Consider the following 13,740-nt stretch of genomic DNA (forward strand, 5'->3'; position numbering starts at 1 on the left):
CTTAATGTGACAAGCTCAAACTCTTCTATGTCTCCATACACCAATAAACTTTCTGAAAGCCAATCCCCTTACCTACTCCAACATGCCCACAATCCAGTGGACTGGATGCCTTGGGGGCCTGAAGCTTTGGACAAATCAAAAAGCGAGAACAAACCCATTTTGGTTTCCATAGGCTATTCGGCCTGTCACTGGTGTCACGTGATGGAGCATGAAAGTTTTGAAGACGAAGACACGGCCAAGCTGATGAATTCACATTTTGTCTGTATCAAAATCGACCGGGAAGAACGTCCAGACATTGACAATATTTACATGGACGCGGTGCAGGCAATGGGATTACAAGGAGGTTGGCCATTGAATGTCTTTCTGATGCCAAATCAGAAACCTTTTTACGGGGGTACCTATTTCCCAAACCAGCAATGGAAAGGACTGTTGGCAAACATTGCTGATGCATTTGAAAAACACGAAGATCAACTGGCTGAGAGTGCGGAGGGGTTTGGCACTAGTCTAAACAGAAAAGAAACAGAGAAATACGGAATTTCAGCTAGTGACCAAGAACTCGACCCAGATGAACTCGCAGAAATCGTCGCTAAAATAACCTCGCAGCTTGATCGGGAATGGGGTGGAATGAACCGTGTGCCCAAGTTCCCAATGCCCACAATCTGGAGTTTCCTACTGGATTATGGAGTGCTTCGTCGGGACGACAAACTTCTTACAGAGGTACTCTTTACTCTTCGTAAAATCGGAATGGGTGGAATCTACGATCAGTTGCGGGGCGGTTTTGCGCGCTATTCCGTGGATGGAGAGTGGTTTGCTCCGCACTTCGAAAAAATGCTTTATGACAATGGACAGCTGCTAGAATTGTATTCAAAAGCTTTCCAAGTCAGCAAAGATGATTTCTTCAAAGAAAAAATCACTGAAACAGTCGCGTGGCTCGAAGCTGAAATGGGGAATGGAGAAGGGGGATTTCATGCTGCTCAAGATGCTGATTCGGAAGGTGTTGAAGGCAAATTCTACGTCTGGACCTACGAAGAATTGATAGAATTAATTCCGGATGAAATGCCTTGGCTAAGCAAATTGTACAATCTAAAGCCGGGAGGAAACTGGGAGGATGGAGTCAATATTTTATTTCAAACTTCACGTGAGGAAGAAATTGCTGAAGAATTTAGAATGAGAATGGAAGAGTTTCGTGCCAAATTGAAGGCTGCGAAAGCCCAGCTTCTCGAAGTTAGAAATCAACGAATTTATCCTGGGAAAGACGATAAAATTCTTAGCGGCTGGAACGGTCTGATGAGTGCTGGATTAATTCAAGCATATTATGCTACCGGCGAAAAAAGCATGCTGGATTTGGCGATCAGAAATCTCGAATTCCTTCAGAATAAACTGCTAATAGATGGAGTACTACACCGTGCCTACAAAAACGGAAAGGCTTATACTCCAGGTTTCTTGGAAGATTATGCTGCCGTGATCAGAGCGTCCATGATGGCGTTTGAAGCAGGTGGAGATACTCGATGGCTAGATTTTGCGAGGTCTCTGACAGACTTTTGTATCGCAGAGTTTTACGATGAATCAGACGGATTTTTCTTTTTCAACAATCCAAAAGGGGAGAAACTGATCGCAAATAAGAAGGAGCTTTTCGATAACGTGATCCCTGCTTCCAATTCAATAATGGCAAGAAACCTTCATCGCCTTTCGCTGTTCACCTACGAAGAAAAATACACGGAAATCGCCTCGAAAATGCTAGGAGGCATGAAAGAACTTCTCCTTAAAGAACCTGGATTCCTGTGCAATTGGGCAAGTCTATTTTTGGAAAAGCTAGTTCCTACGGCAGAAATTGCCATTACAGGAAATGGGGCATCGGCCAAGGCATGGGGATTTCAGCAAAACTATTTGCCCAACATGATTTTGGCCTTCTCCGAAAGTCCGACAGATAATGCCGCAATTCTTGCTGATAAAACTCCCGATCCGGACGGAAATGCCTTAATTTATGTCTGCTTCGACCGTGCCTGCCGCAAGCCGGTGGCTAAGTATGAAGAAGCGATTTCACAACTCCCCTATTTAGCCTGATCCTTGGAAAGCCTGTTTGCAGATCAAGATTTGTTCCCACCCGAAAGCGGAAATAATTTCGCGGACATCATTCTGCCCGTTCCGATCCCGCGCATGTTCACTTATTATATTCCGCATTCCATGCAGCGGGAGATTAATCTTGGCGCTCGTGTGATTGTGCAGTTTGGGAAGAAAAAAGTCCTCACTGGAATTATTGGGAAGGTGCACAATAAGCCTCCGCAGGCATATCAGGCTAAGCCAATTCTGGAAGTGTTGGATGATACACCTAGCGTGAATCCGCTTCAGATTCGATTTTGGGTTTGGATGGCTGAATATTACTTCTGCCATATCGGGGAAGTAATGCATGCAGCTTTACCTTCCGGCTTACGATTAAGTAGCGAAAGCAAAGTTCAGCTCAATCCCAATTTCGATAGGGAGCAAAGTAACTATCCACTGGATGATCGTGAGATCATGATCTTAGATGCTTTAGAAAGCAAGTCTGAGCTTTCCTATGATGACTGCGAAAAGGTACTTTCGATCAAAAGTATTCATCCCATCCTGAAGAGCCTTGTGAAGAAAGAGGCAATTTTGATTTTTGAGAAAGTTCAAGAGAAATACACACCAAAGGTGGAGACGAGAATTCGACTGACACCTAAGATTGCTGAAAGCAAAAGTGCATTACAGGAAGTGTTCGAAAGCTTATCAAAGAAAACAAAGCAGGAATCTATTCTATTGAAATATTTGCGAGACGTTCCATTTCTCCAAAAGCCAAATTCAAACGAAAAAGGGGTGGACAAGGCTACCTTACTGGAAGCGGGAGATTCGGAGAGCTCGCTGAATACCCTGATCAAGAATGGGGTTTTTGAATCCTTCAAAGTTGTCGTCAATAGACTTGCAGAAGAGGAGCCAGAATCCGAACCATTCTTTCTTTCCACCAGCCAGCAAGCTGCTTTTGAGGAAATAAGGCATCAATTTGAAAGCAAGCAATCTGTCTTGCTACATGGGGTGACTGGCAGTGGGAAAACTGAGATTTACATCCAGATGATCCAGGAAGTGCTGGCTAGCGGTTCGCAGGTTTTACTTCTTTTACCTGAAATCGCCCTTACCACACAAATAGTAACTCGCCTGAAGAAAGTATTTGGAAGCCAAATGGGTGTGTACCACTCAAAATATTCGGATAATGAGCGCGTAGAAGTTTGGAATGGAGTCTTAAGCGGCAGATTTTCCTTTGTCGTGGGCGTTCGCTCTTCCATCTTTTTGCCTTTTGATAGCCTGGGACTGATCATCGTGGACGAAGAGCATGAATCCAGCTACAAGCAATTTGATCCTGCACCGAGATTTCAGGCAAGAGATTCTGCGATTATGCTTGCTTATTTTCACCAAGCCAGGACACTACTTGGCTCAGCTACTCCATCATTTGAGTCTTATTTCAATGCGAGTCAGGGGAAATTTGGTTATGTGGAAATGACTCATCGATTTGGAGATGCCAGCATGCCCAATTTTCATTTGGCAAATCTGGCAACAGATAAAAGAAAAAATTTAGTCAAACTTGACACAACCCGCATTTTAAGAGAGAAAATACAAGAGGCATTGGGAAAGCAAGAGCAAGTTTTGATTTTCCAAAACCGAAGAGGATATTCTCCTTACATCCAATGCGAGGACTGCGGCTGGACAGGTCAATGTGTGCAGTGCGATGTCAGCCTCACTTACCATCAATTCTCCGAAGAGCTTCGCTGTCATTATTGCGGATACAAAGAAAAAGTCCCTAGCTCCTGCCCTGCCTGTGGCAGCACACAACTGACTACCATGGGAATGGGAACGGAGCGAATTGAGGAAACTTTGAGTTTACTTTTCCCTGAAGCTAGGATTGGCCGAATGGATCTTGACACCACCAGAAGCAAGCATGGTTATCAGCGATTGCTAGACGAATTTGGGTCTGGAAATCTGGATATTCTGATAGGCACACAGATGATTACAAAGGGATTGGATTTTGGCAAAGTGACTGTGGTAGGCATTTGGGATGGAGACCGCATTATGAACTTCCCGGATTTCCGTGCCGGAGAAAGAGCCTTTCAGCAAATCACCCAAGTGGCAGGACGAGCAGGAAGGCGAGAAGCACAGGGACATGTCATCGTGCAAACGAGAGATCCAGAAATTCAGCTTTACGCTCAGGTGATCAAAGGAGATTACTTTGAATTTTTCAATCATGAAATTCATGACAGAAAGAAGTTTTACTACCCACCTTTTGTGAAACTGGTGAAGATCACCACCAGACACGCAGACTATAAAGTAGCCGAAAAAGCTGCGCTAAACCTTCATCACGGCATGGCTGAGATTCCCATTAAAAAGATCGTGCTTGGCCCCGAGAAAGGTATCATCGCCAGAATTAAAAACCAGTATCAGTTTGAGAGTTTGATCAAATTAGACCGGTCTGGAAATACACCTGTGATCTTTAAAGAACACCTATGGAAAATTACCGAAGAACTGAAATCCAGACCTGAGTTTCGATCCGTGCGATTTGTGGTAGATGTGGATCCTAGTTGATTCTGGGTTGGAAAATTGCAAAAATGGAATGAGCTTGGTCGAATACATGAAATCCCTTCCTAAATCAAAATTAGAGTTTCCTGAAAATTTTGATTATAAGAAGGAGATCTATAAGGAACGCGCTAAAAAATACGGCTTTGAAGATCTTCTTTGATGTCAATATTCTACTCGACTTTTTCTTGGAAAGGAGCTCAAAGCAAGAATTGATAAATTCGATTTTTGAAAAATTAGATGAAAACCAAATTCAAGGATATGTTTCCATTTCCATTATTAAAACTTGTGCATACTATCTCATAGAGGCCAAAGAACTCACTGTATCCAAAGAAATAATTGGAGTAATATGTGAAAAATTCACTTTAGTTGAAGGTGATCTAAATTCAATTCTTTCTGCAATTCAATCCACCCACACAGATATAGAAGACTCTATCCATTATTTCATTTGTCTTGATCACCATTTAGATGCAATTCTGACTTCTGATAAGAATTTTCTTAAACTTTCAAAATCATACCTGCCTGTGATTACGCCAGAAGAGTTGATGGGAATGTTAAAGTAAATGCCAAGAGAAAGCTTATTTAATTCTAACTGCCTTTTTCAAAGGATATTCCTTGATCAGCCATTCCGCCGGTATTTTGAGGAGATGGCTAAATTTCCTGATCATCGTCAAGGATAGCGACTGTTTATAATTCAGTACTTTGCTAACTGTCCCTTTATCCCCGTATTCCCTGGCTAAGGTTACCGCATTATAGCCGAAATCCTCCATCCTGATTTTGATCATTTCTACTGGATCAACCTCCGGCAAATCCCACAGTTTATTTTCATAATCTGCTATCAAATGCACCAAAAGCATTTTTTCCTTATGCTCTTCTGTTCCCTTACTAGCAGATTTTAACTCCTCATAACGAGCTACAGCTTTTTCATAGTCCTTTTCCGACTCAAGTAAATACCAGTTTCTGAAAGTCTCCATTGTCCTATTTAATTAAATCGTGGTTGCATCAATTTTATCATATTCGTCATGGGTTCCTACAAAGCGAACCTCTACCGTTTCATCCTCATAATTCACCTCAATGATTAATCTGTATTTATTTCCTACAATCTTAAATCGAGCTCGATTTCCTTTGATAATTTTAGCTTTGGGAAAGCTATCTAGTATATCCTGACTTTTTCTCCATTGAGCCAATTCGACGATATTTTTCCAAGTCGTCAAACTTTTGCCTGAATCAGAATGCTTACGGGAAAACGCAATTATTTTTGTAAGAAAAAGGATCGTCATACCTGCCTTATAGACAACAAATGAAACAAAAGGTTGTTAAAATACCAACTTTTTGTTTTTCCATTTTACTCTGAGTATTCTAATGCTACTCAACCATTTCCATTTTTTATTCAATAAACCCCAACACATCTTTATAAACCCTTCCTCCAGTCCATAGAAACTGAGTGATCATCGGAATATGCTTTTTCTTAGGATAAATTTTCACCGTCACTCCTTCAACTCCCATTTCACCAACTCTCTTTATAAACCGTTCGCGGCTTGAACGAATGCTGGGGTAGGTTCTTTCTCCTTCGAGAATCAGCATTGGCGCCAATTGATCAGGAAGAAAATACATTGGTGAGTATTCCTTCCACACGGCTGGATTATCAGTAAATGCATTCAAATACTTTTTGCCTTCGCCTTCACTCGTTTCACTCAAATAGCCGTACATATCCAATCCCGCAGCATCGATCAAAATGGAACCAGCAAGCTTTTTCCCATTTTCCGAAGGTGGTAACTCATCTTCCTTCACAGCAATTAAGGTAGCCAAATGTCCTCCTGCAGAATGCCCGGAAACGAATATCCGATCTGGATTGCCGCCATATTTTATAATGTTATCCTTCGTCCAATTCACAGCCGCCAAAGCAGATTTCTGCATTGCTGGAATCTTGTACTCAGATGCCAGTGGGTAATTAGCTATTACCACTAATACATCCCTCCTAGCTAATCTATTTCCAATAAAATTATACATCTCCTTTTTCCCACTTTTCCAACTCCCACCATAGAAAAACACCAAAACAGGAAGATTATCTGCCTTCTTCGGTGCGTAAACATCCAGATTCTTGGTAGGTAAATTGTCCTGATTATTGGAAGAAATGTAGTTAATGTCCGTGGTTCTGTGAAGGGTTTGAAAAGCGCAAGAGCTCAAAAGGAAACTAAAAACGCAAATTGAAAAGGTGTAAGAAGAGGCTTTAAACATGTAGAATTAAGGAGAAAGAATTTAAATTTTGAGTTGTCAGGAACCCAGCTTTGGTTAAATACGAAGTAAAATGATCCTTTGCCTAAATTATCTGGTCTTATCTGAATATTGTCCTTAATTTGAAGAGTCATTTTCATTCTTTCACACAAAGAATACCTATGAAAAAGCTCATGTTTGAGTGTCCAAAATATGTATCAATTTTTGGTTTTGCACTCCTCGGTATAAGTTTTTTTAGTTGTGGATCTGATTATGACGGAAACATCCAACCTGAAATAAAAACGATTACTGAATCTGTCTATGCATCTGGTAATATCAGGGCTGTCGATCAATACGATGCCTTCACCAATGCCAGCGGACCCATTCAGGAGATTTTTGTAGAAGAAGGAGACTCAGTTTCCATCGGCACTCCCTTATTGGCAGTCTTCAGCGAAAGGGAAAAATTGAGCCGTGAAAATGCAGAAATCACAAAAGCCTATGCCGACTTGCAGGCTAATCAATCCAAATTGAAAGACCTCCAACTCACCATAGATCTTGCAAAAAGTAAGATGCAAAACGATTCTCTTCTTTATCTGCGCCAAAAGAACTTGCACGACCAAAATATCGGGACTACAGTGGAGTTTGAGCAAAAACGGCTGAATTTGGAAAATTCAAAAACAGCTTTTGAATCCTCAGTTATCCGATACAATGATTTAAAAAGGGAGATCCAATTTAATTCTAGCAGCGCATCTAAAAACCTAGCGATAAGTCGCGTCTTGGAAAGTGACTATGTATTGAAAAGCAAAATCAATGGAAAGGTTTATGCCTTGCTGAAAGAAAAAGGTGAAATGGTCACGCCACAAGTGGCTTTGGCTGTTTTAGGAAGTGCCAATGATTTCCTCCTGGAACTTCAAGTGGATGAGTATGATATATCTAAAGTGAAAGTCGGGCAAGTAGTCTCTGTGTCGATGGATAGTTACAAAGGACAGGCTTTTGCGGCAGTAGTGAAAAAAATCTATCCTCTCATGAATACGCAAACCAAAAGTTTTAAAGTTGAAGCCACGTTCACCAAATCCCCTCCTCAGCTCTATCCTAATCTGAGTTTGGAAGCCAATATTATCACGGAAGTTCGGGAAAATGCCTTGGTAATTCTAAGATCCTATTTGATAGCAGATTCTTTGGTGATCAATACAGAGGAGGATACGCTACCGGTAAGAGTCGGGATTAAGAATTACCAATATGCTGAGATTCTAAAAGGAATCACTACCGATACCAAAATCATCAAGCCAGGCTTATGAAATGGTCCTTGATTATCGAGTTGGCAAGAGCTTTAATGCTTGCACGAGTGAAGCAGACAGTTGTTGCTGCTGTCGGTGTGACCTTTAGCATTACGATGTTCGTTGCTTTGCTTGGCTTTATGAATGGCCTCAACACCATGCTGGATGGCTTAGTGCTCAATAGGACTCCCCACATCAGATTCTACAATCAAGTCAAACCTAATCCCAATCAACCCATTGATCTTTCTCCGGAGTTTGGCTCTGGGATCAACATCATACGATCCATCAAACCCAATAATTCCAGAATTTCAATTTATAATTCTGAGCCAATTTTAAAAACGCTGGAAAAGGACCCTCGGGTAAGAGGAGTGAGTGCAAAAATAGCCTCTCAGGTCTTTTATAATATAGGAAGCATAGATCTCACTGGAGTGGTAAACGGAATAGATCCGGTAAAGGAAAGTGAACTATTTGCCTTTCAAGATTATGTCACTGATGGAAATCCAGCCGAATTACTTCAAACAAACAGCATTATTTTGGGAAAAGGTGCGGCGGAGCGGATGCTGGCAGACATTGGTGATGTGATCCAAGTGACCACTGCCAAAGGCAATAGGGCACAGCTTAAAGTAGTGGGTTATTATCAATCGGGATTGGCTGAATTTGATAATGCGAACAGTTTCGCCTCAATCAATACCGTCCAAAAAATGATGGGAGAACCAGCTTCCTACTTGACGGATATTCAGGTAAAACTGGTTGACTTCAATCAAGCCCCCGCTTTCGCTGATGAATATCGAGACATTTTTGAAATAGAGGCTGATGACATACAGACTGTCAATGCTCAGTTTGAAACCGGAACGAGTATCCGGACACTTATAAGTTATGCAGTAGGAATTACCCTATTAGTGGTCTCGGGTTTCGGGATATACAATATTCTTAATATGATGATCTATGAGAAATTAGACACCATTGCGATTTTGAAAGCAATTGGGTTCAACAGCTCAGATGTCAAGCGGATTTTCATCACAATTGCGCTTTCCATTGGTGTTTTAGGAGGAGGAGTCGGGCTACTCTTTGGCTATTTGGCCTGCTTAGGAATAGAACAAATCCCCTTTGAGACGGAAGCACTTCCTACTATAAAAACATTTCCTGTGGATTTCAGCTCTAAGTATTACCTAATTGGTGGCATTTTCAGTTTAGTGACAACCTATCTGGCAGGATTTTTCCCGGCAAGAAAAGCCAGCAGTGTGGATCCGGTGGATATAATCAGAGGGAAATGAAACAACAAAATAACACTGTTTTGGAAGCCCGAAACATTGATAAGTTTTTTTATAATCCCAAGGAAACTCAGGTGTTGAAAGAAATCACTTTTACTATCCCAAAAGGTGAATTTGTCTCAGTGGTCGGCAAAAGTGGTTGTGGAAAATCTACGCTTTTGTACATTCTTTCTACTATGGATACTGATTATTCAGGAGAACTTTGGCTGGATCAGGAAATGATCACGGGCAAACCAGCGAATTACTTGGCAAAGCTTCGAAATGAAAAAATCGGCTTTGTTTTTCAGTTCCATTACCTTCTCAATGAATTTTCAGTTCTCGAAAACATCATGATCCCAGGACTGAAATTGGGCAAGTTTTCCAGAGAAGAATTGGAGCACAAAGCCATGGAAAAACTGAAGATCTTTGAGATGGAAGAACATGCCCTGAAAAAAGCTAACCAACTTTCCGGAGGCGAAAAACAACGGGTTGCGATTGCAAGAGCTTTGATCAATGACCCCTTGCTGATTATGGGAGATGAACCTACTGGGAATTTGGACAAGAAAAACTCAGATATTGTTTACAACAAGTTTAAAGAACTCGCACAGGAGTTTGGACAAACCATGCTCATCGTCACTCATGACCCCGAATTTGCCGCAGGCACTGACAGGATTATTGAAATGGAAGACGGAAGAATTATTTAATGCGAGTCAGTTTGTTGCGTCATTTTGAGGAAGAATTGCCTGTCCCGCACTTTAGTCGGGAAAGAAGCAGTCTCAGACTGGCTACCGTCTTTGCGAGGAGGAACAACGAAGCAATCTCAGTACGGAACAATAGTACCTTGTACTCTAACCAGATTGCTTCGTGCCTCGCAATGACGGTATCACAAAATGCTGTACTTAAACGAGATTGCTTCGTGCCTCGCAATGACGATATCACAATACGCTGTACTTAAACGAGATTGCTTCGTGCCTCGCAATGACGATATCACAATACGCTGTACTAAACCAGATTGCTTCGTGCCTCGCAATGACGATATCACAATACGCTGTACTAAAACCAGATTGCTTCGTGCCTCGCAATGACGGTATCACAATACGCTGTACTAAAACGAGCTTACTTCTCCTCCTGCGGCGGATTGCAATGACGCTAAACCGCTGGCTCCTGCTGACTCAAGCAATGAAAACTGCCTAAACCCCAGATAATATCAGTCGAATCAACTCCAACGACCTTTCGATCAGGAAAACAATCCGAAATAATAGCCAGCGCTTGCTGGTCTTTTTTATCTCGGAATGTCGGCACGACAACAGCATGGTTGGCTATATAAAAATTAGCATAGGAAGCCGGCAGCCGCTGATCATCCCAAATCACCGGATCCGGCATAGGAAGTTCAACCACATTCAATTGCTTACCATTTTCCAAACGCATTTTATGAAGGCGCTTCAAATTCTCCTGAAGTAGCTGATAATTTTCATCTACACTATTTTCTTCCACCACGGTCACCACTGTATCAGCATTGACAAAGCGTGTGATATCATCGATGTGTCCATCAGTGTCATCACCCACTATCCCATCTCCTACCCAAAGGATGTGATTTACCCCATAATAATCCTGCAGGTATCGTTCGATTTTATCCTGCTTCAGGTGTGGGTTCCTATTTTCATTCAAAAGACAAGCCTCTGAGGTCAACAGCGTTCCTTTTCCATTGAATTCCACCGAACCTCCCTCCATAACCATCCCAGGATTGAAACATGGAATCCTCAGTTCCTCAGCGATCTTGATGGGAATCTGATTATCTAAATCGTGAGGAGGATATTTCTCTCCCCATGCGTTGTAATTCCATTTAACCAAGACTTTCTTCACCTCTGCATCCGGATTGATCAGAAATGCAGGCCCATGGTCTCTGCACCAGGCATCGTTTGTTGGAAAAAAGTGAAATCGGATATTGGCCAAGTTCACCCCGGCTTTTTCTAAATGTGCCAAAGCAAAAGCCTTCATCTCTTCATCAGAGACGTTGATATTGACGATTTCACCTAATGCTACATACTTGATAAACTCGGAATAGGGAGCAAAGATTGTTTCCAGTTTCCCTGGCCAAGAACCTTCTTTATGTGGCCAACTCAGCCAAGTGGAAGTATGTGGCGCAAATTCAGCAGGAAAATAGTATCCCAACTCAGCAGGAGTTTTTTCTCCCGATTTGGCTAATGCAAAGATATCTGTCATGATGGCCCTATTCTTCGTCAAGGAATCGTTTGGTAATGGGTTGGTAAGAGTCAATTCTACGGTCTCTTAAGAAAGGCCAGTGGGTACGATACTGATCAGATTTGGCAAAATCAAGTTCCTCCACATGGATTTGCTCTTCATCGTGGCTGGCTTTGAAGATAACTCTGCCAAACGGATTGGATACAAAAGAACCTCCCCAGAATTTCATATCCCCTTCGTGACCACAACGGTTGACAGATATCACAGGAATCCCATTTGCCACAGCGTGAGAACGCTGAATTGTCTGCCAAGCGCCGTACTGCTCGTCATTGACATCGGAAGCTTGATCCTTGTGCCAGCCGATGGCGGTAGGATAAACCAGGAAGTCTGCACCTTTCAAGGCAGTAATTCTGGCTGCTTCCGGATACCACTGATCCCAACAGATCAACACACCAATTTTACCGAATTTGGTTGGGAAAACTTTGTAACCCAAATCTCCCGGAGTGAAGTAGAATTTTTCAAAATATCCAGGATCATCCGGAATATGCATTTTTCTGTATTTGCCTAAGTAGCTTCCATCTGCATCCAAAACTGCGGTGGTGTTATGATACAATCCCTCCGCTCTTTTCTCAAAAAGAGAAGCGACGATCACTACACCCAGTTCTTTAGCCAAGTCGCCAAGTGTATCTGTGGACGGACCGGGAATCGCTTCGGCAAGTTTGAAGTTTTCGTAATCTTCCACATCGCAGAAGTAAAGCGATCTAAAAAGTTCCTGCAGGACAACCACTTGCGCGCCTTTGGCAGCTGCATCACGGATTCCCGCGATGGTCTTGGTCATATTTTCGGGCACATCCGGAGAGCAACTCAACTGGACTAAGCCAACTTTTACGGTTTTATTTGCCAAAATAGATCGGTTTTAATGAATTGGTTACAAAGATACTTTCGCCCGTCGCTAAACCCAAATGAAGATTTTTAAATTCACATTGGGATATTTTGAAAGGAGGGATCAGAGTAACGGAAGATTGTTGGAAAAGATTCAGATAGTTCAAAAGGTCGGTCATTCCGATCCGCCAGAGTCGGAAAAGGAATCTAACGCCGTGGTTTGTGTCATCATAAAACACTATCTTTTTCTGAGCCTCCCGAAATGCCATCCTGAGTGCCTGCCTCTGGAAGGGATGGGAGTCAAATTCCAAAAATACTCTGTACAGAGTATAAATTTATAGTTCAAAATACTTTTATTAGGGATATCAAATTTTTCAAAGGGGTACAATTCAAGATTTTTGGAGAGTAAAACCGAAAAAATTCGACCAGAATTGATGGATCAGGGAGAGTAGAGAGAAAAACGATTACACACGGCTACCATCGGATAAAGTCCTATATCAGTATATCTAGGGGCATTTGAAAAATCAGATAAAAAAAAATAACCGCAATTGCGGTTATAACACGTTGGCACACATACAAAAAATCAGAATCTAAGATGAAAAAAATTATCTTTTCAGCGTTCGTTACCTTGACAATGAACTCATTTGGACAAACGGAGAATAAAATTGATTCACTGAGCTATGCTAAAATGAAAATCGCGGTTCCAGAGAACTGTCAGACAAAATCGGAATATGAGCTGTTGGAATGTGACGGAATTTCTATACAATGGCTTTATCTCAATGAAGAAATGTTGAAGACAGTCCCAGATCAATTTATGGAACAGTTTACGAATCAAAAGACGACTAAGAAAAAGAAAGAAATAAAAGTTGAATCATTCGGCTCCGAATTGACGGGGTACAAGTTCACAATGAAAAACCAAGGGGAAACTTCGTACAGAATTATTGTATACGGCTCCGTGAATAATCAACCTTTGCTTTTGAATCTCGGAACAGAAACGAATATTGAGACAACGGAAGACTTGAATGATTTTTTGAAAGAAATAATTGAGATAAAATAAGTACGTGTGCCAATCGAGTAGACGGCCTCGCCAACCGTTAAGTTGACGAGGTGCGCCTCTCACACCACCGTACGTACGGGTCTCGTATACGGCGGTTCACTGGATTGTAGGTTGCGATTTGAGGTAATAGGAAAGCATCGATTCGTATCCTTTTCTTCTAAGTCGTGATAGAGTTATTGTAGTAATGAGAATCGGGCTTTGAGCTACAGCCCATCCTCCTTTTCTTGTTCTACTCCATGCATACGCATGGTCTTGATCCACTCCTAATCTGATAAGGTTT

General features: G+C 41.8%; 12 protein-coding genes. 7 read left to right on the plus strand and 5 right to left on the minus strand.

All coding sequences use genetic code 11. The features are described 5' to 3' along the window. Positions 1-27 precede the first annotated feature (27 nt). The 3 genes from U3A58_RS04685 (at position 28) to U3A58_RS04695 (ending at position 5,141) form a co-directional block, all read left to right on the plus strand. Positions 28-2,064, plus strand: coding sequence for a thioredoxin domain-containing protein (locus tag U3A58_RS04685; protein WP_323822235.1), 2,037 nt, complete (start codon positions 28-30; stop codon positions 2,062-2,064). A gap of 3 nt (positions 2,065-2,067) precedes the next feature. Beyond that, positions 2,068-4,587 carry a replication restart helicase PriA gene (gene priA / locus U3A58_RS04690; RefSeq protein ID WP_323822236.1) on the plus strand — a complete coding sequence of 840 codons (2,520 nt, stop codon included), beginning with the start codon at positions 2,068-2,070 and terminating at the stop codon, positions 4,585-4,587. 137 nt (positions 4,588-4,724) lie between these two features. Next, the gene (locus tag U3A58_RS04695) at positions 4,725-5,141 is read left to right on the plus strand and encodes a type II toxin-antitoxin system VapC family toxin (protein WP_323822237.1); all 417 of its coding nucleotides are present in this window, start codon (positions 4,725-4,727) and stop codon (positions 5,139-5,141) included. A gap of 15 nt (positions 5,142-5,156) precedes the next feature. On the opposite strand, the gene U3A58_RS04700 is transcribed toward U3A58_RS04695, so the two are convergent. The 3 genes from U3A58_RS04700 to U3A58_RS04710 all read right to left on the minus strand — a co-directional run bounded on the left by U3A58_RS04700 (position 5,157) and on the right by U3A58_RS04710 (position 6,816). Continuing rightward, positions 5,157-5,552 carry a helix-turn-helix domain-containing protein gene (locus tag U3A58_RS04700; RefSeq protein ID WP_323822238.1) on the minus strand — a complete coding sequence of 132 codons (396 nt, stop codon included), beginning with the start codon at positions 5,550-5,552 and terminating at the stop codon, positions 5,157-5,159. A gap of 12 nt (positions 5,553-5,564) precedes the next feature. Then, on the minus strand, positions 5,565-5,858 hold the full coding sequence (locus U3A58_RS04705; RefSeq protein ID WP_323822239.1) for a type II toxin-antitoxin system HigB family toxin: 294 nt from the start codon (positions 5,856-5,858) through the stop codon (positions 5,565-5,567). A 106-nt stretch (positions 5,859-5,964) separates the two neighbouring features. Beyond that, positions 5,965-6,816: an alpha/beta hydrolase gene (locus U3A58_RS04710; RefSeq protein WP_323822240.1), complete on the minus strand. Its 852-nt coding sequence runs from the start codon at positions 6,814-6,816 to the stop codon at positions 5,965-5,967. Positions 6,817-6,974: 158 nt separating this feature from the next. Between U3A58_RS04710 and U3A58_RS04715 the strand changes: the two genes are divergently transcribed. From U3A58_RS04715 to U3A58_RS04725, 3 genes are read left to right on the plus strand one after another with little or no spacing between them, the layout of a single operon-like run. Beyond that, positions 6,975-8,090 carry an efflux RND transporter periplasmic adaptor subunit gene (locus tag U3A58_RS04715; RefSeq protein WP_323822241.1) on the plus strand — a complete coding sequence of 372 codons (1,116 nt, stop codon included), beginning with the start codon at positions 6,975-6,977 and terminating at the stop codon, positions 8,088-8,090. Further along, positions 8,087-9,343 (plus strand): ABC transporter permease, encoded by a 1,257-nt coding sequence (locus tag U3A58_RS04720; protein ID WP_323822242.1) that lies wholly within the window; start codon positions 8,087-8,089, stop codon positions 9,341-9,343. Before U3A58_RS04715 ends, U3A58_RS04720 begins: the two co-directional genes overlap by 4 nt. Beyond that, positions 9,340-10,023, plus strand: coding sequence for an ABC transporter ATP-binding protein (locus U3A58_RS04725; protein ID WP_323822243.1), 684 nt, complete (start codon positions 9,340-9,342; stop codon positions 10,021-10,023). The genes U3A58_RS04720 and U3A58_RS04725 overlap by 4 nt, the downstream gene beginning before the upstream one ends. Positions 10,024-10,468: 445 nt before the next feature. On the opposite strand, the gene U3A58_RS04730 is transcribed toward U3A58_RS04725, so the two are convergent. Both U3A58_RS04730 and U3A58_RS04735 read right to left on the minus strand, forming a co-directional pair. Beyond that, entirely contained in the window at positions 10,469-11,542 is a 1,074-nt protein-coding gene (locus tag U3A58_RS04730) for an agmatine deiminase family protein (RefSeq protein ID WP_323822244.1), read from the minus strand. Between the two features lie 7 nt (positions 11,543-11,549). Next, positions 11,550-12,425 (minus strand): carbon-nitrogen hydrolase, encoded by an 876-nt coding sequence (locus U3A58_RS04735; RefSeq protein ID WP_323822245.1) that lies wholly within the window; start codon positions 12,423-12,425, stop codon positions 11,550-11,552. 573 nt (positions 12,426-12,998) lie between these two features. Between U3A58_RS04735 and U3A58_RS04740 the strand changes: the two genes are divergently transcribed. Then, positions 12,999-13,460 (plus strand): hypothetical protein, encoded by a 462-nt coding sequence (locus U3A58_RS04740; protein ID WP_323822246.1) that lies wholly within the window; start codon positions 12,999-13,001, stop codon positions 13,458-13,460. Positions 13,461-13,740: the final 280 nt, after the last annotated feature.

It is taken from the genome of Algoriphagus persicinus (assembly GCF_035156415.1).
Classification (GTDB): domain Bacteria; phylum Bacteroidota; class Bacteroidia; order Cytophagales; family Cyclobacteriaceae; genus Algoriphagus; species Algoriphagus persicinus.